Source organism: Pseudomonas capsici, from assembly GCF_017165765.1.
Classification (GTDB): domain Bacteria; phylum Pseudomonadota; class Gammaproteobacteria; order Pseudomonadales; family Pseudomonadaceae; genus Aquipseudomonas; species Aquipseudomonas capsici.
In genome coordinates, this window is record NZ_JAFGZD010000006.1 from 18,453 (window position 1) to 41,929 (window position 23,477).

General features: G+C 61.8%; 11 protein-coding genes. 3 read left to right on the forward strand and 8 right to left on the reverse strand.

Annotation, left to right across the window (positions count from 1 at the left end; all coding sequences use genetic code 11):
* The first annotated feature begins 1 nt into the window (after position 1).
* Complete coding sequence (locus JSY17_RS09965; protein ID WP_206401608.1) at positions 2–13,606, forward strand: non-ribosomal peptide synthetase; 13,605 nt, start codon at positions 2–4, stop codon at positions 13,604–13,606.
* Between the two features lie 73 nt (positions 13,607–13,679).
* On the forward strand, positions 13,680–14,054 hold the full coding sequence (locus JSY17_RS09970; protein ID WP_117163216.1) for a cupin domain-containing protein: 375 nt from the start codon (positions 13,680–13,682) through the stop codon (positions 14,052–14,054).
* Positions 14,055–14,094: 40 nt separating this feature from the next.
* On the opposite strand, the gene JSY17_RS09975 is transcribed toward JSY17_RS09970, so the two are convergent.
* Positions 14,095–15,120 carry a hypothetical protein gene (locus JSY17_RS09975; protein WP_200978096.1) on the reverse strand — a complete coding sequence of 342 codons (1,026 nt, stop codon included), beginning with the start codon at positions 15,118–15,120 and terminating at the stop codon, positions 14,095–14,097.
* Between the two features lie 483 nt (positions 15,121–15,603).
* Here JSY17_RS09975 and JSY17_RS09980 point away from each other — a divergent pair, with 483 nt between their 5' ends.
* Positions 15,604–15,945 (forward strand): hypothetical protein, encoded by a 342-nt coding sequence (locus JSY17_RS09980; RefSeq protein ID WP_117181354.1) that lies wholly within the window; start codon positions 15,604–15,606, stop codon positions 15,943–15,945.
* Between the two features lie 13 nt (positions 15,946–15,958).
* On the opposite strand, the gene JSY17_RS09985 is transcribed toward JSY17_RS09980, so the two are convergent.
* Genes JSY17_RS09985 through JSY17_RS10015 form a run of 7 tightly spaced genes read right to left on the reverse strand, consistent with a single transcriptional unit; the run spans position 15,959 to position 23,460 of the window.
* Entirely contained in the window at positions 15,959–16,960 is a 1,002-nt protein-coding gene (locus JSY17_RS09985; protein ID WP_206401609.1) for an aromatic ring-hydroxylating dioxygenase subunit alpha, read from the reverse strand.
* Positions 16,957–18,096 (reverse strand): hypothetical protein, encoded by a 1,140-nt coding sequence (locus tag JSY17_RS09990; RefSeq protein WP_206401610.1) that lies wholly within the window; start codon positions 18,094–18,096, stop codon positions 16,957–16,959. The genes JSY17_RS09985 and JSY17_RS09990 overlap by 4 nt, the downstream gene beginning before the upstream one ends.
* Positions 18,093–19,247, reverse strand: coding sequence for an ATP-grasp domain-containing protein (locus tag JSY17_RS09995; protein ID WP_206401612.1), 1,155 nt, complete (start codon positions 19,245–19,247; stop codon positions 18,093–18,095). The genes JSY17_RS09990 and JSY17_RS09995 overlap by 4 nt, the downstream gene beginning before the upstream one ends.
* A complete protein-coding gene (locus JSY17_RS10000) occupies positions 19,235–20,593 on the reverse strand; it encodes a F390 synthetase-related protein (protein WP_117197373.1) in 1,359 nt (452 codons plus the stop codon). The genes JSY17_RS09995 and JSY17_RS10000 overlap by 13 nt, the downstream gene beginning before the upstream one ends.
* Positions 20,583–21,437 carry an MBL fold metallo-hydrolase gene (locus tag JSY17_RS10005; protein WP_206401614.1) on the reverse strand — a complete coding sequence of 285 codons (855 nt, stop codon included), beginning with the start codon at positions 21,435–21,437 and terminating at the stop codon, positions 20,583–20,585. Before JSY17_RS10005 ends, JSY17_RS10000 begins: the two co-directional genes overlap by 11 nt.
* Positions 21,434–22,441 carry an NAD-dependent epimerase/dehydratase family protein gene (locus tag JSY17_RS10010; RefSeq protein ID WP_206401615.1) on the reverse strand — a complete coding sequence of 336 codons (1,008 nt, stop codon included), beginning with the start codon at positions 22,439–22,441 and terminating at the stop codon, positions 21,434–21,436. The genes JSY17_RS10005 and JSY17_RS10010 overlap by 4 nt, the downstream gene beginning before the upstream one ends.
* Positions 22,441–23,460, reverse strand: coding sequence for a 3-oxoacyl-[acyl-carrier-protein] synthase III C-terminal domain-containing protein (locus tag JSY17_RS10015; protein ID WP_206401616.1), 1,020 nt, complete (start codon positions 23,458–23,460; stop codon positions 22,441–22,443). The genes JSY17_RS10010 and JSY17_RS10015 overlap by 1 nt, the downstream gene beginning before the upstream one ends.
* Between the last annotated feature and the right edge of the window lie 17 nt (positions 23,461–23,477).

Consider the following 23,477-nt stretch of genomic DNA (forward strand, 5'->3'; position numbering starts at 1 on the left):
ATTGAACGACCGTAACGAAAGTCTCGACCAGTTGAAACGCGCCGCCCTGCTGCGCCTGCTCCAGCAACGCGGTGCCAGCCGTACTGAAAAGGCACCTCAGGATGCAATCGAAGCGGCTGACCGCAGCGCCGCGCTGCCCCTGTCGTTCGCCCAGCAGCGTCTGTGGTTTCTCGATCAACTCGATCATGCCGCCAGCGCCGCCTATCACATGCCGGCGGCCCTGCGCCTGACCGGCACGCTGGACAGGTCGGCGCTGAAATCAGCTCTCGATCATCTGGTGGCACGCCATGAAAGCCTGCGCACGACCTTCGAGCAAAAGGGCGAGCAACCGGTGCAAGTCATCGCCGCGGCCGATAGCGGCTTTACGCTGGTGGAGCAGGATTTGCGCGATCAGTCCCCGGAACAGGCACGTCTGAGCGCAACGCGTATCAGCGAGGCCGAAGCAGCAGAGCCTTTCGATTTGCTCAAGGGGCCGCTGATCCGTGGTCGTCTGCTGCAGTTGACCGATGAAGAACACCTGCTGCTGATCACCCAGCACCACATCATTTCCGATGGCTGGTCCATTGAAGTGCTGGTCCGGGAGTTCTCGGCCCTTTATGAAGCCTTTGTCGGCAATCAGCCAAGCCCTCTACCGCCCTTGTCGATCCAGTATGCCGACTATGCCGCCTGGCAACGCCAACGCATGAATGGCGAACTTCAGGCGCAGCATGTGGAGTTCTGGCGCAATCACTTGAGCGGCGCTCCCGCCTTGCTGACGGTGCCCACCGACCGGCCGCGTCCGCCGGTGCAAAGTCATGAAGGCAGCACCCTGAAGTTCAGTCTGCCCAAGGACCTGTCCCAGGCAATCGGGGCCTTTGCGCAGTTGCGCGCCGCAACGCCCTTCATGACCCTGATGGCCGCCTGGGCTGTGCTGTTGACCCGCATCAGCGGCCAGCAGGACGTGGTGATCGGCACAGTCGCCGCCAATCGTGACCGACAGGACGTACAAGGACTGATCGGCTTCTTTGCCAATACCCTGGCCCTGCGCGTCCGCTTGCAGGCCGATCCGAGCCTTGATGAAGTCATGGCCCAGGTGCGCAACCTGATGCTGGAGTCGTCCAGCTATCAGGACACACCTTTCGATCTGGTGGTCGAAGCGCTCAAGCCACCGCGCAGCGCCAGCCACAGCCCGATCTTCCAGACCATGCTCTACACCAATGCCGGCAACGACGCAGAACAACTGCGTCTGCCGGGCCTGACGCTGGAGTTCCTGTCTTCGCGCCAGGAAGACACCCAGCACGATCTGTCCCTGCACATCGATGAGGGCGGTGAGCAACTGGTGTGCAGCCTGTCCTATTCCACGGCCCTGTTCGATGCATCGACCATCGAGCGGCTTGCACGGCGCTTCGAGCGGGTACTGCGCTATTTCACCGAGGCACCCGAAACCCGGGTAGGCGCGCTGGATCTGGACCCGGCTCTCGATCTGCCACAGGTGCAACCGACCGGCCACGATGCCCTGGAAACACCTCTGTCCTGGCACCAGGAACGTATCTGGTTCGTCGACACCTTTGAAACCGGCTATCTGTATGCTGCCAACCCGATCTACCACAACATCCCGCTGTTGCTGGAGCTTAGCGGCGAGATCGACAACAGCGCCCTGCAAACGGCCCTCAATGGCCTGATGGCTCGCCATGAAATCCTCCGCTGCCGGGTACTCAGCGACGGAGCCAGGGCGTGGCAGCGTTTTGAAAAGAACGCCGCACTGCCCCTGAACCGCCTGCAAGCCGCCACCGGTCAATGCGCTGCCATTGCTCTGGAAGACTCGGCGCAGCCGCTGCACATGGATGGCGGCGGTCTGGTGCGTGCGACTCTGGTGCAGGACGACACCCGGGAGTCGGTGCTGGCCATTACGGTTCATCATTTGCTGGCCGACCGGGCCTCAATGCAGATCATCAAGCGCGACTTGCTGGAGCTCTATGACGCAGCCTGTTCGGGGCGCGAGCCGCAACTGCCCGACCTGCCGGTGACCTATCGCGATTTCGCCCAGTGGCAGCGCCAGTTGCCTGCGGCCACCCGTGAATCCCTGCGTTCGTTCTGGGCCTACCAGTTGCGCGGCAAGCTACAACCCATGGAGCTGCCTCTCAACCGCCCGCGTGCAGCGGTTCATGTCTTTACCCCGGCCACTCATGCCTTCGAACTCACGGCAAGGCAGGTCAAGGCGCTCGAAGCCGTTGCGCGCCGCGCCGGGGTTTCAACCCAGAGCCTGGCCCTGAGTGCATTCACCGCCCTGCTGCGCCGTTATGCCGGGCATGACGAGCTGGTGGTCGGCACCACCGCTGCCTGCCGCGAAGACCAGGCCCTGCAAGACATGGTCGGCCCGGTCGGCAACCTGCTGGTGCTGCGCGGTGCCTGTGATGAAAACACTTCGCTGCAAGGCTTGCTGACCCAGACCGCGACAAAGCTGGCCCAGGCCCACAAGCACCGCTACATGCAGTTTGACCAACTGGTACTGGCCCTCAATCCCGACAAGGATATGAGCCGCACGGCGCTGTTCGATGTGCTGTTCAACTTCGAGCAGGCCCGGCAGACACCCGATCAGGTGGCGGGCCTCGGGGTACGCACCCTGGAAACCAGCCTGGGTTACGGCAAGAACGACCTGCATCTGCTGATCGTTGCCAGCGAAGCCCAGTGGCAGGGTCATATGACCTATAACGCCGACTTCTTCGACGCGGACTTCATCGCGCAGCTGATGCAGCATTTCGTCCGTCTGCTGGACGCCTTTGCCGAACATGCCGAACAGCCGGTGGATGACATTCCGCTACTGGATAAGCAGGAAAAACTCGTTCAGGCCTTGCACTGGAACGATACAGAGGCCGCTTACCCGACCGATGCGACGCTGCATCAGTTGTTCGAGGCCCAGGTTCTGGCCACACCAGAGCATATTGCGGTCAATAGCGACGAAGGTCAGCTGACCTACAAGGCGCTCAACGAGCGTGCCAACCATCTGGCCCATCGCCTGCGTGCCAGCGGGGTCGCAGCTCAGGAACTGATCGCCATTCTGCTGGACCGCTCGCTGGACATGATTGTCAGCACCCTGGCCGTACTCAAGGCCGGTGCGGCCTATGTACCCATCGATCCGGCCTCGCCTGCCGATCGCATGGCCTACATTCTGCAAGACAGCGGCGTGCGCAAGATCATCGCCCGGGCAGAGACAGCCCGATCGCTGGCAGACACGGCGCTTGAAGTCTTCGATCCCGTCTCGTCGGACAAGGAGCGCAGCACCGCCGCCAACCTGGAAAACCTCTCGGCCCCGGAACACCTGTGCTACGTGATCTACACCTCGGGCTCCACCGGTCAGCCCAAGGGCACCTTGCTGGAGCACCGTAACGTGGTGCGCCTGCTGCACAACAGCCGCAGCCCGTTCACCTTCGGTAGCGACGATGTCTGGACCCTGTTCCACTCCAACGCCTTCGATTTCTCGGTATGGGAAATGTTCGGTGCCTTGCTGCACGGCGGGCGTCTGGTGCTGGTGCCGGAACCCGAGCGTCGCGATCCGGCGCTGTTCCTCGATTTCCTCGAGCGCGAACAGGTCACCGTTCTCAACCAGACACCCTCGGCCTTCCTGCCCTTGAGCGAAGCGGCACTGGGCCGCAAGGAAACCGCTCTGCGCGCCCTGAAATACGTGATCTTCGGTGGCGAAAGCCTGGAAGTGAACCGCCTGGCGGCGTTCCACGGTGCCTTCCCCGAGGTGGCGCTGGTCAATATGTACGGCATCACCGAAACCTGCGTGCATGTGACCTTCAAGCACATCGAGGCCGAAGACATCAAAGTCGGCATTTCCAATGTGGGACGACCGATTCCGACTACCGTGACCTACGTCATGGACAGCAAACAGCGCCTGCTGCCGGTGGGCGTACCAGGTGAAATCTGTGTCGGTGGCCTGGGGGTCGGGCGCGGTTATCTGAACCGTCCTGAACTCACCGCAGAGCGCTTCATCGACGACCCTCTGCGTCCGGGCGAGCGCCTGTACCGCTCGGGTGATCTGGGCAAACTGCTGAGCAATGGCGAAATCGTGCACCTGGGGCGCATGGACGCTCAGGTCAAGATTCGTGGCTTCCGTATCGAACTGGGCGAGATCGAGGCCAAACTGCTGGCCTGCGAAGGCGTGCATGAAGTGCGTGTGCTGGCCCGCGACGATGCCCGTCAGGGCAAACGCCTGATTGCCTACCTGATTCCCGAGCCGGGCGCGGCTATTGAAGTGGCGGCCCTGCGCAAGCAGTTGGGTGCGACCTTGCCGGACTACATGGTGCCCAGCGCCTTTGTCAGCCTGAACGCCTACCCGCTGACCGCCAACGGCAAACTGGATCAGGACGCCCTGCCCGCTGCGGGTGTGGACTCCATGTCCGAGCGCGGCTATGAAGCGCCGCAGGGTGCTACCGAACAGGCTCTGGCACAGATCTATCAGGAACTGCTGGGGGTCGAGCGCGTAGGTCGTCGCGACGGTTTCTTCGAGCTGGGCGGCCATTCGCTGCTGGCGGCACAACTGGTGTCCCGCGTCCGTCAGATGCTGGGCGGTGAACTGATGCTGCGTGAGCTGTTTAGCCACCCCACCGTCGAAGAGCTGGCCAGAGTCATCGGCACCCTGGAACAGACCACGGTTGCGGATATCCAGCCTGTCAACCGTGAAACCCCGCTGGCCCTGTCCTTCTCGCAACAGCGCCTGTGGTTCCTCGATCAACTGGACCCAAATGCCAGCATCGCCTACCACATGCCGGCCTCGCTGCAATTGCACGGCGAACTGAACACCCGGGCCTTGAAAGAGGCTCTCGATCATCTGGTGGCTCGTCACGAAGGGCTGCGCACCACCTTCAAACGCATCGGTGAGCAGCCAGTGCAGGTGATTGCCGCCCCCGACAGCGGTTTCAGTCTGACCGAACACGATCTGCGCGCTCTGCCTTTCGCGGAGGCGCAATCCAGCGCGGCACGTATCGCCCAGCGCGAAGCGGCAGCACCTTTCGACCTGCAGCAAGGACCGCTGATTCGCGGCAGCCTGGTACACCTGGCCGATGATGAATACCGCTTGCATATCACCCAGCACCACATCATTTCCGATGGCTGGTCCGTGGGTGTGCTGGTCAGGGAATTCGCACAGCTCTATGAAAGCTTCAGCCAGGGCAATACCCCCTCGCTGAAACCGCTGGCGATCCAGTACGCCGACTATGCCGCCTGGCAGCGTGAAACCCTGTCAGGCCCGCAACTGGCCAGTCAGCTTGAACAATGGCGCGAACACCTCAGTGGCGCGCCAACCCTCTTGACCCTGCCTGCCGACCGTCCAAGACCGGCGCTGCAAAGCTATCGCGGTGCCGATGTGCCACTAGCCCTGAGCCCGCAACTGCTCGCCCAGATAGAACGCTGCTGCAAACAGCACGACGTCACGCTGTTCATGGTCTTGCTCAGCGCGTGGTCGGTGCTGATGGCACGGCTGGGCAACGAGCGCGATGTGGTGATCGGTGTGCCGACTGCCAACCGTGGCAATGCGCAGGTCGAATCGCTGATCGGCTTTTTCGTCAACACGCTGCCGGTAAGGGTGCAATTGCAGGACAGTCCGAGCGTCGGGCAACTGCTGACGCAGGTCCGGGACACGCTGCTGGCCGTTCATGAACGCCAGGAAGTGCCTTTCGAGCATGTGATCGAAGCCCTGCAACCGCCTCGTTCCCTGAGCCATAACCCGCTGTGTCAGGTTGCCCTGTCCTTGAACAACACCCCGGACGATGGCCCGCTGAACCTGCCGGGCCTGACCCTCACGGCACTGAATCAGGCTCAGGAAACCTCGCAGTTCGACCTGATGCTGTCCCTGGCGGAAAACGCCGGAGAACTGGGGGGTGCCATTCAATACGCCACCGACCTGTTCGACCGTGCAACCGTGGAGCGCTTCGCGCAATCCTTCCAGGTCTTGCTGGAAGCCTTTGTCCGTGACAGCGAGCAGCCGGTCATGGCCTTGCCGCTGCTGACGCCTGCCCAGCTAGAAGCGCATCCATCACTGCGCCCTCCTGTGGCGAGCTTCAATACCCATACCCTGATTCATCAGCGCTTCGAGCAAATGGCGGAGCAACAGCCACACGCCATTGCACTGCAATTCGCCGAGCGTCAGGTCAGCTATCAGGAACTCAACCGCCGGGCCAACCGCATCGCCGGGCAATTGCTGGAGCTGAACGTCAAACCCGACGACCGGGTCGGTATTCTCGCCGAACGTGGCGTGGACATGTTGTGCGCCATACTCGGCGTGCTGAAAGCCGGCGCAGCGTATGTCCCGCTCGACCCGGCCTATCCGCAGGCGCGCCTGAATTATCTGCTGGAAGACAGCCAGCCGGTGGCCCTGCTGGCCCAGCCCGCCAGCCTGGATGCCCTGGGCGCTCTTCCCGAGATTGCGCTGATTGAGCTCAACCCGCAGACCAGTCCCGGAACGGCTACGGACGCCACTCTGGATCGCAACCCGACGCCGGATCTTGGCCCGCAGCACCTCGCCTACGTGATTTACACCTCCGGCTCGACCGGGCTGCCAAAAGGCGTGCTGGTGGAACATGGCAATGTGGCGCGGCTGTTCGATGCCACGCAAGCCAGCTTCAGTTTCGGCAGCGACGATGTCTGGACGCTGTTCCACTCCTTCGCCTTCGACTTCTCGGTCTGGGAAATCTGGGGAGCCCTGGTCTACGGCGGCAAACTGGTGATCGTGCCCACCGAACTGGCACGCTCGCCGGACGACTTCCATGCGCTGGTCTGCCGTGAGCAGGTGACTGTGCTGAACCAGACGCCAAGCGCCTTCCGCCAGTTCATCGAAGCCGCCGGACGCAGCAATGAGGCCCACAGCCTCAAAGAGGTGATTTTCGGTGGTGAAGCTCTGGATGTTCGTACCCTGCGCCCCTGGACACAGCACACACCGCTGGCCCGCACCCGGCTGGTGAACATGTACGGGATTACCGAAATCACCGTGCACGCCACCTTTCATGCCGTCAGTCAGGCTGAAATCGATGCAGGCGATAACGGCCTGATCGGCGAACCGCTGCAGGACCTGTGCCTGCGTATTCTGGATGCCTTCGGGCAGCCGGTGCCGGTCGGTGTCGAAGGTGAAATCTACATTGGTGGCGCAGGTGTCGCTCGCCACTACCTCAATCGCCCTGAACTCAATGCCGAACGCTTTATCGCCGACCAGTTTTCCGCCAGTCCCGAAGCACGCCTCTACCGCACCGGTGACGTGGCGCGTTACCGGGGCGATGGCGAGGTTGTTTACGTGGGCCGCAACGACTCACAGATCAAGATCCGCGGTTTCCGTATCGAACTGGGCGAGATCGAAGCCCGCCTGCAAGCCTGCGACGGTGTGCGTGAAGCGGTAGTGATCGTGCGTGAAGATACGCCCGGTGACAAACGTCTGGTGGCTTACCTGATCGCCCATGAACAGGCGATGCTGGAATCATCGGCCCTGCGCGCGCAACTGGCCAGCACCCTGGCCGAACACATGATTCCAAGCGCTTTCGTGCCCCTGTCGGCCTGGCCGCTGACCACCAATGGCAAACTGGATCGCAACGCACTGCCCGCGCCTGATCGCACCGCAACGGCAACCCGCGACTACGAAGCCCCTCAGGGCGCGCTGGAAATGGCCCTGGCCTCGGCCTGGCAGGAACTGCTGGGTATCGAGCGAGTCGGTCGCGAAGACCACTTCTTCGAGCTGGGCGGACATTCGTTCCTGGTGATCAGCCTGATCGAGCGCCTGCGCCAGAACGGCATTGTGCTGGATGTGCGCAGCGTGTTTGCCGCACCGACACTCAAGGCCATGGCTGCGGTGCTGTCCACCGATACCGGGACTGTCAGCGCTTCCATCCCGCCGAACCTGATTCCTGAAGGCTGCACGGAAATCACCCCGGACATGCTGCCGCTGGTCGCGCTCACCCAGGCGGAGATCGAGCAGATTGTGGCCGATGTGCCCGGTGGTGCCGGCAATGTCCAGGACATCTACCCGCTGTCGTCACTGCAGGAAGGGATTCTCTTCCACCACCTGCTGCAGAACCAGGGCGATGCGTACCTGATGCGCACCGTGGTGAAGTTCGATCAGCGCGAGCGTCTGGACGAGTTTCTGGCGGCGCTGCAAAGCGTGATCGATCGCCATGACATCCTGCGCACGGCCCTGCGCTGGTCCGGACTGCCGAAACCGGTGCAGATCGTACAGCGCCAGGCAACGCTGCCGGTGACCCTGCTCGACAGCAGTCAGGCTGCCGATCCGCTGCAGATGCTGCATGAACACACCGACACCCAGACGCTGAGTCTGGATCTGCAACAGGCACCGCTGATCGCGGCGTACATGACCTGGGACAGAACCCGTGAGCAATGGCTGCTGGCGCTGCTGGACCACCACCTGATCAGCGATAACGTGACCCTGCGCCTGATCATGTCGGAGATCTACACCATCCTGCATGGCGAAGGCCACAGCCTGCCGCCTTCCCATCCTTACCGGAACTTCATTGCCAAAGCGGCCATGGTTTCCCAGGAAGAGCACGAAGCCTATTTCCGCAAACTGCTGGGCGACGTCGACGAAACCACTGCCCCTTATGGCGTACTGGATGTTCAGAGCAGCGGTGCCGGCAACACCAAGGCCATCCGTTATCTGAGCGATGAGGTCAGTGCAGCCGTTCACCGCGTGGCCAAAATCCGTGGCGTACCCAATTCCGTGCTGTTCCATGCGGCATGGGGATTGGTGGTCGCGGCAACCAGCGGACGCGACGATGCGGTATTCGGTACCGTATTGTCAGGCCGCTCCCAGGGTGCCAGCGGTGCCGACCAGGCACTGGGCATGTTCATCAACACCCTGCCGATGCGCATTCGCCTGGAGCAGAGAAGCGTCAGCGACATTGTCCAGGATGCCTATGAGCAATTGAGCGAACTGCTGACCCATGAACAGGCATCACTGGCCCTGGCTCAGCGTTGCAGTGCGGTCGATGCTTCGATGCCGTTGTTCACCGTCATCCTCAACTGCCGTCATGGTGAGATGATCACCGCCGATGGCAGCAATATCGCGGAAATCGACAAGTGGGACGGTATCCAGTTCGAGGCCTCGGAAACCCATACCAACTACCCGATCGAAATTGCCGTGGCGACTGAAAACGGTGCGATCTCGCTGACCTCGCAGACGGTAGTCGGCATCGACCCGCAGCGGATTGCCGATTATCTGGCACAAGCGGTGACCGTTCTGGTGCAAGCGCTGGAACATACCCCGCAACGCCTGGCCGACACCCTCGACATTCTGCCCGAGCCAGAGCGCCAACTGGTGCTGGACGGTTTCAACCGGACTGCCAGCGACTTCGGTAGCCCTCGTCCTCTGCAGACCTTGTTCGAGGCGCAGGTTCAGGCGCAACCGGACGCCATCGCTCTGGTTCACGAGCAACAGCAGCTCACCTACGCCCAGCTCAACCGTCGGGCCAACCAGTTGGCCCAGCGGCTGCTGGTACACGGCATTCAGCCGGAACAGCGGGTCGCCATCTGCGCCGAACGCGGTATCGAGATGATCGTGGCCCTGCTCGCCGTGCTCAAGGCCGGCGGCGCTTATGTGCCCATCGACCCTGATCACCCGACCGAGCGTATCGCCTTTATCCTCAAGGACAGCAACGCTCAGGCTCTGCTCTGCCAGCAGGCTCTGATCCCTCACCTGCCTGCCGAGTCCTGCCGTCCGACGCTGATCCTGCTCGACGAGCATGACCTGACAGCGGTCGATAACGATCCGCAGTACGACAGGAACATCGATCCTGCAGATCTCGGCCTGACCGCCGAAAACCTGGCTTATGTGATCTACACCTCCGGTTCCACCGGGCAGTCCAAAGGCGTGATGGTCGAACATCGTTCGGTGTTCAACTTCAGCCAGGTCATGGCGCGCACGACCCATGAGCATTGCCCTCCACAAGCCAATGTGGCGCTCAATGCCGGCTTCTACTTCGACATGTCCATCAAGGGCATCGCCCAACTGTTCTTCGGCCATCGTCTGATCATCATCCCGCCATTGATCCGTGCCAGTGGCCATGAACTGCTGGATTTCCTCGAGAAGCATCAAGTGCATGCTTTCGACTCCACACCGTCGCAACTGGATACCCTGCTGGCCGCCGGTTTGCTGGAACGTCGCAGCTATCAGCCGGTCAGCGTCCTGCTGGGTGGCGAAGCTCTCAATGCCGCAACCTGGGACAAGCTGCGCCAGAGCCGCAACATCCATTTCTACAACATGTACGGCCCGACCGAATGCACGGTCGATGCCTCGCTGGGCCTGATCAGCGAACTGGGCGACCGTCCGAGCATCGGCAAGCCACTGTCCAACATGCAGGTGCTGGTCCTCGACAAGCGTGGTCAGCCGGCACCGGTGGGTGTGATCGGAGAACTGCATATCGGCGGTGCCGGTGTGGCCCGCGGTTACCTGAACAATCCACACATGACCGCCGAGCGCTTCTTCAGCAACCCGTTTTCCAGTGATCCACACGCCCGCCTGTACAAAACCGGCGACCTGGGCCGCTGGAAAGCCGACGGCAGCCTGGAATACGCCGGACGCAACGACTTCCAGGTCAAGATTCGCGGCTTCCGTATCGAACTGGGTGAAATCGAAAGCGCATTGCTGACCTCGCCGGCAGTGCGCGAAGCGGTGGTCATCGCTCGCGAGGACAATCCGGGCGAAGCCAGCAGCAGCCGGTTGGTGGCCTACGTCTGTGGCGAACCGACTTCTGCCGAGGAGTTACGCGCCCTGCTGCTCAAACGCCTGCCGGAATACATGGTGCCCAGCGCCTTCGTGCAACTGGACACCATGCCGCTGACCGCCAACGGCAAGCTCGACCGTCGCGCCCTGCCCGCTCCGGGACAGGAGTCGCTGGCCAGCCGTGCCTATGAAGCACCACAGGGCGAGGTCGAAGAGGCCATTGCCAAAATCTGGCAGGACTTGCTGCATGTGGAGCGGGTCGGCCGCAACGATGGCTTCCTGGAACTGGGCGGTCACTCGCTGCTGGCGGTGCAATTGCTCTCCAGGCTGCGCCGCAAGCTCGGCACCCGGCTGACCCTGCGTGAGCTGTTCGACGCCCCGACCGTGCGCGGCCTTGCTGCAAGGGTGGAATCGGCATCGTCCGAGCAAAGCCAGACCATTCCGCTGGCCAACCGCAAGGAAAAGCTTGCCCTGTCGTTCTCGCAGCAACGGCTGTGGTTCCTGGATCATCTGGACCCGGCAGCCGGTGCCGCCTACCACCTGCCCGTGGCTCTGCGCCTGAGTGGAGAACTGAACCCCGATGCCTTGCAGGCAGCCCTTGACCGCCTGGTAGCCCGCCATGAAAACCTGCGCACTTCGTTTGCACTGGTCGATGGTCAGCCGGAACAGAAAATCGCGCCTGCAGACCGTGGCTTTGCACTGACGCGGCACGACCTGCGTCCGTTGTCGGCTGCGGAACGTCAGCAGAGCATCGAGCAACTGGGCGAAACCAATGCCAGCACGCTGTTCGACCTCGGCAACGGACCGCTGCTCAGAGGTTCTCTGGTGCGGACTGGCGACCATGAACATCTGCTGTTCATCACCTTGCACCACATCATCTCGGACGGCTGGTCCAACAGTGTTCTGGCCCATGAGATCAGCGTGCTTTACAGCGCCTATAGCCAGGGCCAGAAGGACCCGCTACCGGCCTTGCCGCTGCAATACGCCGATTACGCCGTCTGGCAACGGCAGTGGTTGCAGGGTGCAGCACTGCAGGCTCAGACGGACTTCTGGCACAAGCACCTGCATGGTGCCCCTGCGTTGCTGAACCTGCCCCTGGACCGGCCTCGTCCGGCAGTGCAGAGCTATGCCGGCGGCATCATCGACTTCGCTCTGCCCGCCGGACTGAGCGAGCAGTTGCGGGCCTTCAGCCAGGCACAGGGCACCACCCTGTTCATGACCCTGCTCGCGGGCTGGTCGACCCTGATGACCCATCTCAGCGGCCAGGACGACGTGGTGGTCGGTACACCGGTCGCCAACCGGCAGCGTACCGAGCTGGAGCCTCTGATCGGATTCTTCGCCAATACCCTGGCCCTGCGGGTCAAGGCCGAGCGTGAGACGAGCGTTTCCCGGTTGCTGGTCGGTATCAGAGACCTGACCCTGGCGGCCTTCAATCACCAGGACCTGCCTTTCGAACAAGTGGTCAGCGCGTTGCAGCCAACCCGAAGCATGAGCCACAGCCCGCTGTTCCAGGTGATGCTCAGCCTCAACAACACACCTCCCGCGCCACTGACGCTGCCGGGCCTTGAGATCGAGTCGCTGGAAAGTGCTCACAGCACCACCCAGTTCGACCTGTCGCTGTCCCTCACCGAAGACCAGGGCACGCTGTACGGCAGCATGCAGTACGCCAGCGACCTGTTCGATACAGCCACGGTGCAGAACATTCTCGATCTGTTCACCCTGAACCTGGAGCATCTGATCGCTGATGCCCGGCAACCAGTCGGCAAGCTGCTGGAGCAGTTGCCAGCCCTGGTGCGTGCCGATTCCGCGCCGCATCTGCCGGCCTCGGAATCAGAAGCACAGGAAGCAGAAGCCTTGCCTTATGAGGCCCCTCATGGCGATACGGAACAGGCCATTGCACGCATCTGGCAGGAACTGTTCAAGACCGAGCAGATCAGTCGCCACGATGATTTCTTCAAACTGGGCGGCATCTCGCTGATGGCCGTGCAAATGACCTCAAGGCTGCGCAAGGTGCTGGGCAAGGCCATCGCGGTCCGTGATCTGTTTGTCGAACCCACCGTGGCCGGTTTCGCCCGGACGCTGGATCAGCAGTCTGGCCAGGGTACGCGAAGCAATCTGGTGCCGATCCGTCGCAGTGGCAGCCAGCGGCCATTGTTCCTGGTCCACCCGCTGGGCGGCGAAGTGCAATATGCCCGGGACCTGGCACCGGAGCTGGACGCCGAGGTGCCGGTCTACGGGCTGGCGGCCAGTGGCTTCGCAGCCGGTGAAAAGACGCCGACCACGATCCAGGCCCTTGCTGCCAGCTACCTGACAGCGATTCGCGCCGTGCAGCCCAAGGGGCCTTATCGGATTGCGGGTTGGTCCGCCGGTGGTCTGATCGCCCACGAAATGGCGCATCAGGTCATTGCCGCAGGGGAAACCGTCGAGTTCCTGGGGATTATCGACACCTCGGTCCACAAGACTGCGCCTGCCGAGCATCCAATCAGCGAAACGCAGTTCCTGCTGGAGTGGTTGCCCGAAAGGATCGCGCCGGGCATCAGAAGTGAACTGGATGCCCATGCGGCCGCCAACCGGATCGAGCAGATGCTTGCGCTTTGCCTGGCCAACGACCTGTTGCCGCAGGAACTGAGCAAAGACATCGACGCCCAGTCACTGCGCACTCACCTGAAGGTTGCCCATGCCATTCGCCAGGCGGTCGATGCCTATGTCAGCCCGGTGACGGCGGTGAACGTATCGCTGTTTACCGCCAGGGATCAGGAGCGTGTCGATGCGGCACTGGGCTGGAGCGAGCTGCAGGGTGAGCGTCTGCAGATCACCCCGCTGCGCGGCGAGCACAATACGCTGGTGAAGGCCCCCTACGTCGGCGCATTGGGCGAGGCCATCACTCTGGCCCTGAAGCGTCTATAACTTCCAGCAGCAACGGCGGCCAGGCGCAACGAACGCCAGGCCGCCACTCTCTGGATCGAAGCGAGGATTTTTTGTGAATGGAGCATCTGCAACGGCCATCAACTTTGCCGACAAGTTTTCCCTGTTCTCCGAGCAATGGACTCCCAAGGTCATCGCGCAGATGAACGACTACCAGTTCAAGCTGGTGAAGGTCGAAGGCGAGTTTATCTGGCATAGCCATGCCGATACGGATGAAGTCTTTATCGTCATTGAAGGCGAACTGGAGATTCACCTGCGCGATGGCAAGGTCACTCTGGGAGCAGGAGAAATGTATGTGGTCGGCAAAGGTGTCGAGCACAAACCCTGTGCGGCACGGGAAACCCGGATTCTGCTGGTGGAGCCTCGCGGCGTCATCAATACCGGCGAGCATACGGGAGAGATGACCGCCGAGAACGATCGCTGGATCTGAGCGTGCTCCCGCACACTGCGCGGGAGCCTTCAGCCCCGGGTCAGGAAACCACCGCCTTGACGGGCGGCTGGGTACGACGTCCCAGTACACCGGCACCTGCTGCCACCAGACCGGAAATCACCATGCTGATCAACAGCATCCAGGCCGCCTGGGAAACCCGTCTGGCCGTCACTTCGGCGGCTTCACGGGCTTTCTGCTCGGCCTGGGCCTTCAACTCCTCATACCTGGCATATGCCTCGCGATAGCTGGCCTGAGCCTGATCGACGATCTGGTTGGCTTCTTCATCGGTCTTGTTGCCACGGGCCTTGATCAGATTGACCATGGCCTGACGGTCGGCTGCATCCCAGACCTGATTGCCTTTGTCCTTGATGCGATCCATCAGGCCGCCCAATTGATCATCGGCCTGCCGAGGGTTCTGCGCACCTTGCCGGGCAGTATCCTGCGCATCCTGCTGAGCGGACTCGACGTCCTGGCGGACATTGTCAGGGTTCAGTTCCGGCTTGCCGGTCTGGCGCATGGCCGTTTCGATTTCCCCCTGAATATCGTTGAGGTTGAAGTCGATACCTTGCGCACGCAGTTGTTCCTGAATCCTGTCACCCAGCGCAGGTGCGACCTGAGCGATGCCACTGCCCAGTGCCGACATGCCGCTGCCCGCCAGATTCAGGCCACCGCGCACCACGCCCGTGACAGCACTGGAAACCAGATAGACCGTGATCAGAGAAACGCTGGCCCATACCATCAGACCATGAAGCGCGCCCTCACGCTGGGCCAGGCGCCCTGCTGCCCAGCCGCCGACGAACAGCGAGATCATGGAACTGGCGACCAGCCAGATACCGGCCCCGGTGCCGATCCCGGACATGGGGTTGGCTTCCTCGATCGGATCGATGCTGGCAGTGCCGATAGCCGTACCCAGCAGGTTCAGCAGCAATGAAACGACCATGGCCAGCACGACACCGGCCAGTATCGCACTCCAGGAAATACGCTTGAGCACTGGCGCAATGGTAGGGGTGTCCTGACGGACATAGGCGGGATCGGTGCCCGGAGTAATACGGTCATCGCGAATCATGGTGATAGTCCTTGAAGTCAGTGGCAGAACACGCAACAAGTCTGCGTTAGTCCAGTGACCCGAAGGCAAGTCAGGAAGTTTAATACTTCCGTCGAATATTTCCCGGGAAGTTATAACATGTGTTTCATATAAGCGCAGCGAGACGACTCATTTATATTACAACCTGAACCACCCCATCAAAACGCTGCATACGACTATTGATGTCCGATAATATAAAAACCATCCAGTTATATCTTATTGTGGTTGTACCTGCGCAAAACTCGATACCAGAAAGTTCCTGTTATTCAATAGCACATGCGTACTATTTTTATCGGGCCTGTCCCTGAACAAGACTAACCTTCAAGAGAAAGCGCCAATACAAGAGCAACCATGGCCATATCATTCAAATCTGTATCAGTTCTTGCATCAGGTGCAGTGCTTTGCGCCTGTTCATCCCTGGCACAGGCCAGCGGTCAATTACCACCGTCATCCATCGAAAACCGCATGCTGCCCGACTTCGCTTCCTGCCGGGCCTTCCTCGACGCCACCTGGCGCGAGGATCAGGGCAAGGCCGATCCGCAGCCGATCCCCACCGAAGACGGCAACCGGCAGACGCTGATCTATTCAAAAGGTGTGGTAGTCATCGACACCAACCATGCCACCTATGAAGTGGAGCAAGGCTGGCAGTTTCGCACTCCGCTCCTGGACATTCGCCAGATCCGGACCAGCTACAGCTACGAACGTCGCACTTATAGCTGTAACGGTCGCCATCTTTCCGGGACAAGTATCAGCGGTTATGCACTGGAGGGGTATGAGGCAATGCCGGAGGGAAGATCACCGCAGTAGAACAGATGTGTTATCAAAGCCAGATATCCAATTGTCGCTCTTCAAAAACCAACGGCTGTCCATGCTCCAGCAACCGCCGGATACCCGGACCGAGCAGATCCTGCGGACCATCCAGCGGCACGGCAGGAGACGCCTGGAAACGTCGTTGATTGACGCTGACCTGCTGCAGAATCTGGCGGTCCTGGCGCAGGATGACCCGAAACGCCTTTTGCAGAACGAGGCGTTTGAGCGCAGACGGCCACCAGCCTTGTGCCGTGGCAATCCGGGCAAAGACTCGAAGTTGTCCATCACCGCACGGGGTCAGCCAGGCGCTGGCCAGCAGGTTGAGGCCGTCGCGACGGTCGCGATATTCGATTTCCGCCAGCCCCGGCAACCGGAAGCGCCCCATGCTGCTGCCCCGCTCGCCTTCGAACAGGCGCGAAATCAGCCCTGACTGCTTGCCCTCCTCGCTGTACTGCGCCTCGATGCCATCGGCCAGCGGCCGGACCCGGGCGCTGATTTTCTGCCGTTTCCGATCGTGGCGTATCCAACCGGCGTGGACGAAATGGGTATGAAACCCGTCGAGGAAGTTTTCCGCAGCGTCCTGCAGCGAGCACTGCACATGGTCCGTGATCCAGAACGTATCGAGTTGCTGTCTTTGTTCGGCAGGAGCAACCGGCGGCATGGCAGGAGGTTGCCCGCTCAGACAGACCCACACCAGACCATGGGCTTCGCAACAGGCCAGACTGTCGAGCAGCGGCTTGTTGCCTGGCGCCTGTTCGGTGCCGGGCACGCGGGTGCAACGTCCGTCAGCGGCAAATCGCCAACCGTGATAAGGGCATTCGATCTGCCCGTCGCGGACCTTGCCCGCGCTCAAGGGCGCAAAACGATGCGGACAGCGATCCGGCAGCGCAGCGGCGCGTCCGTCTTCAGCCCGGAAAAGCACCAGCGGCGAGTCGTATAACTGGCACGCCAGGGGCACATTCTTCAATTCGTGACTGAGCGCGACCGGCCACCATTGGGCAAGAGGATTCATAGCTTGAACCTCCTCATCAGTGGCACGCCAATGCCATGCAACAGACCACTGAGCAAAGTCCACACCAGTCGACGGCCCCAGGACAGATGAGCAACGTGAATCAGACTGTATTCGATCTGCGGCTGACCACCGCGCAAACGCTTGAACCCGGCGGCTCCGGAACTGAAATTCAGGACCTGACGCCGTTTGGCGGCTTCCAGCAGACACAGGCAGGTCAGTTGCCGATACAACCCCGTTTTTTGCGGCAGTGCCGTGTCATAACCCACGATGGGAGTGCTCAGGGTCGTGTCATTGGCGAACCAGCCCAACGCGCCGTCGATCTGTCCGTCAGGCCTGCGCAGAGCGCGGATGTCGAGCCAGCCTTCGCGTTGGCCGCGTTGCATCCAGCGGGCGCTGTAATGCGGATTCAGGATGCAATACTTCTCAAGGTAAAGCAGGTTGTAGAGGTGTTCGATGCGCTGAAAATCGGCATCGCTCAGCACAGAACCGGACACGACTTCATAGGGCGCGCGCCGCAAGAGCGTGGTGTCCATGCGCACGTTGTGGTGTTTGAGAAACCCGGCCTCGTCCCCTGCCCGACCATCGAACAGATAGACCTGACGACTGGGAATGCTCAGGTAGCCGAGGGTTTGCAGATGCTTGCGCAACTCCCGGTTGCTGAAGTCGTTGATGGAGCGAAAACACAAAGCGTGATCGGGGAAAGCCTGCTGCAGAAAAGCAGTGATCGCCGGCAGTTCGGCGACATTCCATTGGGCCGGGTAGAGATTGGTGGACAGCAGCCAGTTGTTGACCTGCACCAGCCTGTCGACCCTGGCCGACCGCAGCAAAAGGTCAACGCTTCGGGTCAGCCACTTCAATGGCCAGGTCAGCCAGGGTCGGCCAAGACGCGAAAGCTCTTCACGGGCATAGCCGCTGTAGGCAGTCCGGGGCGATACCACGTAGCAGTTATCTTCAGGTTCAGTGCCGTCGTTGATGCTGACCGGAAACTCCTGAGTCCCGGTGTCGAGCAGTGCCATGCGGGTACTGACATTGCCGATCAGGCCCGCGTTGGCACAGGCGCGGACATAGTGCCGGGCCTGGCTGTCGTCGGGACTGGCCTGCTCGCTGAGGAGTTGTTCCGGCAACAACAGCCTCATGGCGAACGCTCACTCAACGCCTGGCCATTCCACTCGATATCCGCCGTGGAAGCTGCCAGCAAGCCACAGCGCCGGGAAACGGAGCGGGAGATGATTTCTGCCAGGCTCAGCACTTGCGCGCCCAGCGGCCAGAAGTCGCCTTTCTGTACAACCACATCCCTGGCAGCGCTGTAGTCACGCCAGAACGTCGGGCTCAAAAGCCGCGGCGGGGCTGCCAGCAAGAGCATGGCCAAGGCGATCATGCGCGGATCATCTGTCGGCTCCAGCACTTTCTCACAGGTTTCGCCCAGACTGCTTACCAGCGACTTGCGCTGATCGTCGAACAGGTGCACGCCACTGGTCGCCCGTGGATTGCACTCCAGTACATGGAAGCGCCCCTCGCGGTCCTCGATAAAGTCAAAGCCCACCTGCCCGGTGTAGCCGGTTTCCTGACCGAACCGCTCCAGAAACTGGCGCACGGCTTGCGGCACGGCTGGCTGAAAGTAGATCCCGGAACCACGTCCCACCCGATAGCGCGGCTGGTAGCAGCTGTGGGCACGCAATTCGCCATCGATCAGTACGCTGAAGCTGCAGAACTCTTGCCCGTCGATAAAGCGCTGTGCCACCCAGGGGGATGCATGGTCGGGATGGACCTCGCTCAACTGACGGGCCGAGGGACGAATCAGGGTCTGCGAGGCAAAGCGCGAGTACGCCGGTTTGAATACCCATTGCTCTGCTTCATCGACAAGGGCCAGCACAGCCTGACGATCGATCAGCAGTCGGGTTTCGGGAGCCGTCAGCGCCCAGCCCTGAGTCATGGCAGCGAACTGCCCCTTGTGATGCAGGCGGTGCAACAGGGAAAAATCACTGGTCAGAACACGACACAGCGGTGCCAGCCGCTCGAGGCCGTGGGACAGATAGAACACTTCTTCGCAGGTGGGCAGCAGCAAGTCGATACGCTGGGTTTCGATCAGCTTCGCAAGGGCTTCGATCCAGACCGCCGGGTTCTGTCTGGGCTCCGGCAGGCGCACGAAATGGTGTGCCGAACGACTGAAACGACTGAGTGGTTGCCCCAGAGAATCACCGACGATGACGTGCCATCCGGCCTCGTCAAAAGCCCGTACCCATTCCAGGCAGGCTGGCGCGCGCGCGCCGAGAATCAGTACACGCATGGCAGGCCCTCGGGTAATTGCAGCAGCTTGAGGCGTCGGCGTTTGGCATCTGGCGGCGGAGCCTGCCAATGGCCAAAGCTCAACACCGGTGGCTGCAAGGCGTGATCGGCGCACAGTGCGTGGAGGCTGTCGGTCAGGGCCTGGCACAGGCTGGCGTGATCGTCGCGGGCCAGAAGGTTGATCTGCCAGTGCAGGCCTCGTTGATGGATCTCATATTCCTCAAGCGCCGTGCCATGCATCAGCAAGGCACGACGCATGACATCGGGATAAAGCGCCTGTAACCGGTCGCCTGCAAGGCTGGGCAGCCAGAGGATGTCATCGGCACGACCTTCGACAGCCTCGATCGCCCGCTCGACCCGCCCACAGGCGCAAGGCGTTTGGGCGACCCGCAAAATATCGTTGAGCCGGTAACGAACGATCATCTGCGTACGCCGGGAGAAGTCGGTGATGATCGGCTGAAAGCGCGTGTGCCCGGCATCCAGCCATTGCGGTTCGATATGCAGATGACTTTCGTTCAGATGCAAGGTGCCCTGCTCGCAGGTGTAACCCAGAAACCCTTCACTGGCCTGATAGATCTGCTGCGGTGCGACACCGAAGGCCATGAGCACGGCATCGGCATCGCCGTTTTCGAGCACTTCGGCCACCGACAGGATATGCGTGGGCCGTATCGTCAGCCGCCCGCTCAACATGGCCTCGGCCAGCCCTCTCAGCACCGTGGCCGGGGCCACCAGTACATCGGGGTTCTGCGCGTTGAGACGTGCAAACGATGCCTCAAGGCCCAGTGTCAGGTCGTGAAAGGCAAAGTCGATACGGCGGCTGGACAAGGTGGTGTAGAGACGGCTGTTGGCACGCAGGAAAAAGGCGATCCGCAAGGGTGCGCGCCAGAAGCACAACAGCCGTGGCAGAAAGCGGCGCGGCAGGGTTCGCGCCAGCAGGATGCCAGCCCAGCGCTGACGCTCCAGTGCACTGACCAGAAACACCCCCTGATTGCCGGAAGTGCCGCTGGAAAGCCCCACGGTCATATCGCCCAGGGTCGGACTGAAATCACGTGACTCTTCTGCCTGACGTGCCACGGGCAAGACCTGCTCCAGGCTCAGGCCGCGGGTGTTGAACCCGGCGAAGTCGCCCATCAGAGTGGCCTTGTCCATCAGCGGCAGGTCCGCCAGATCGGTGACGTTCAAGCCTTTGAAACGCTGCGCCCGGGGCAGCACATGCTGCAGGAAATGTTGCAACTGCCGGGCCTGCCAGGCTTCCAGTTGCTCACGCCGGGTGAAGCGCAGCCGGTAGCGACTGTTGATGAAACTCAGGGCACTACGCAGAGCCCCCATCAGTCTTTCACTGCTCATGACCGAATGCCTCCCAGGCCTGGGTGCAATGGGATGGCAGCACAGCCACGGCAGGCTCTCGGCGAATCAGCGTACCGAGATCACTGTAGGTCTGGCGGTACTGCCTGGCATCGTGGCTGACAAAGTGCAGCGCGGGCCAGGCTGGCAGGCGCTCGGCGCGGCAGGCCGGAACCGACCAGCAGGCATCGGCCACCAGAAACACCGGACGTCCATCGGCATCGGGGATAAACAGGCCAAGCTGGCCTTCGCTGTGCCCCGGCAGCGGCACGCCGATCAGGCTGCCATCGCCCAGCAGATCGAGGCCCTGACTGAAAGGTGCCATCCATTGGGGCAGCGCAACCTTCCTGCTGTGATCGGCAAGCGTCACCCGCGAGCCGAAATCGTCCGGCAACAATCCGGGCAAATGACCGCCAAGCGTGGCGCGCCAGCGGGAGCCGCGCAGGCTTTCGATCTGTCGGCGGTCGGCATCCAGGGCAATGAACGATGCGTTGGGAAAATCCCGCAGGCCAGCGATGTGGTCGCTGTGGAAGTGGGAAATGATCAGGGTGCGGATATCATCCGGGCGGATACCGAACTCGTGCAATTGGGCGAGCAGTTGTTCCTGTACCGGCAGCTGCACCGGCACCGCACTGCGATACAGGCGCTCGGGCAGCGCCTGGGTCGCCTTGAAAAAGTGTTCGGCGTAACCGGTGTCATAGAGTATCCAGCCCGCATCGGGGTGGCGAATCAGACCGCACAAGGCTGGGAAACGGGTCGGCGCGATGCGCCCGCCACGATCGGCCATGCATTCCAGGTGTCGGCACCAACCGGCGCGCAATACGTTGAGGCTGACGGTACGGCTCAACCTTGTGCTCCTTGCCGGGCCAGCCACCACTGCGCGTGCCGGCCAATGCCCTCTTCCTGAGTCATGACGGGGCGGTATCCCAGTTCGTTGCGGATGGCATCGAGGTTGAGGGTCTGACTGAATGCCAGTAAGCCAGCGCCATACCGGGTCAATAGCGGCTCGCCGCTGCCCGTCAGCCGGGCTCGGGTTTCCAGCACCCGCGCTACAGCGTCCACCAGTCGCCACGGCAAGTGCCGGGTACGCAGGTTCAGGCGGAACTGCTCGGCGATACGCTGCAGCAAGTCCTCGAAAGCCAGCGGCGTGCCGTTACTGACGTTATAGGTGCACACGGCCCGGGGCAGCGGCTGGCTCAGGCTCAGTTCCACGGCATGCACCAGATTGTCGACGCACGTCAGGTCCAGCTGCGCCTGGCCACCACGCATCAACGGAATCCGTCCCCGCTGCATGACCCGCAGCAAGCGCGGCAACAACGTGCCGTCCCAAGGACCGAAGACCGCACGCGGGCGCAGGATCACGGCTTCGGCGAGCCCGGCTGCATGCACTCGTGTTTCAGCCAGTGCCTTGCTGCGGGCGTATTCGTTGACCGCCGGTGGCAGCGGATCGCTTTCGCGGATATCGAGACGATCGCGAAAGGCAAAATACAGGCTGGGCGTCGAAAGATGCACCAGACGCCTCACATCGTTGATGCGGCAGGCCCGGAGCACTTCATCGGTGGAATCCAGATTGGCCTGGGCAAAGGCTTGCGGCGTGCCCCAGGGTGAAGACAATGCCGCGCAGTGGACGATGGCGTCACACCCGCGGGCAGCTTCGCCCAGTGTATCGGCAGCCCCCGGCGTGCCGTGTTGCAAGGGAAGCCAGCTCACAGCACCGGGGCTGTGGCGAATGACCTCGGCAGCCGCCGCTGGATTGCGACCACTGAACTGTACCTCGAAGGCACGGGATGCCAGTCGCCAGACAATATGCCGACCAATGAACCCGGTGCCGCCGGTAACCAGAACTTTCATCAGTACTCCAGAATCATGCCGCCAAGCGAAAGGCCCGCGCCGGTGCCGATCAACATCAGCGTCTGGCCGCGCAGGATACGCTGGTCGCGGATAGCGATGTCCAGCGCAGTGGGCAACGAAGCAGCCACCTGATTGCCGTGCCGGGCAAAGATATCGATGACCTGGTCTGCAGCGAAGCCCAACCGTCTGGCCGCATGCTGCAGCGCTTGCTGGCTGGCCTGATGAGGGATGACCCAGCGGATCTGCTCCTGGGTCAGTCCGGCCTGGGTCAGCAGTTCATCCATCAGGGCGGGCAAGTGCCTGGCTGCCAGGCGGTACACGTCCTTGCCCTGCATGGCAAAACTGGTCAGCGGTTCGAACGGCGTGTCGATACGACGCGGGTGAAAGCGCGAGCCGCCGGCCGGGATCTGGCACAGATGCGCGCCCTCGGAGAAGGTCTTGAGGCTGGAGGCAAGAATCTTCGATCCGCCATCGCTGACGCCCAGCACCACGGCGGCCGCGCCATCGCCGAAAATCCCGCTGACTTCGACTTGCTGCCAGTCCAGACCGCACGAAGCGATATCCGAACACACCAGAAGAATGCGCCTGTAACGCCCGGCCATCAGGGGCCAGGACAAGGTGTCGACGGCGGCGAGAAAGCCCAGGCAACTGGCATTGATATCCATGGCAGGAATGCCGGACTGCCCCAGCCCCAGTTCGCGATGCAGCAAGGCGGCATTGCACGGCAGGCCTTGATCCATGGTGCCGCTGGCGCAGGCGATCAGGTCGATCTGTTCCAGTGCTACGCCAGCTGCATGCAAGGCATGGCGCGCAGCAATGGCGCCGAGACTGGCAGCGGTTTCAGTGCGGCTGGCGACATGCCGTTGAACCACCCCGCTGATGCGCTCCACACTTCCCGCAGCCAACCCCAGTTCGACATCAAGTTCGGCACTGGTAACAATCCGTTCCGGCAGAGCGTGTCCGGAACCCAGGATGGCCACAGGCCTTGAAGGAAGTGGCAAAAGCGGTGAAGTCTGCATTCAAATTCCGTTTGGCG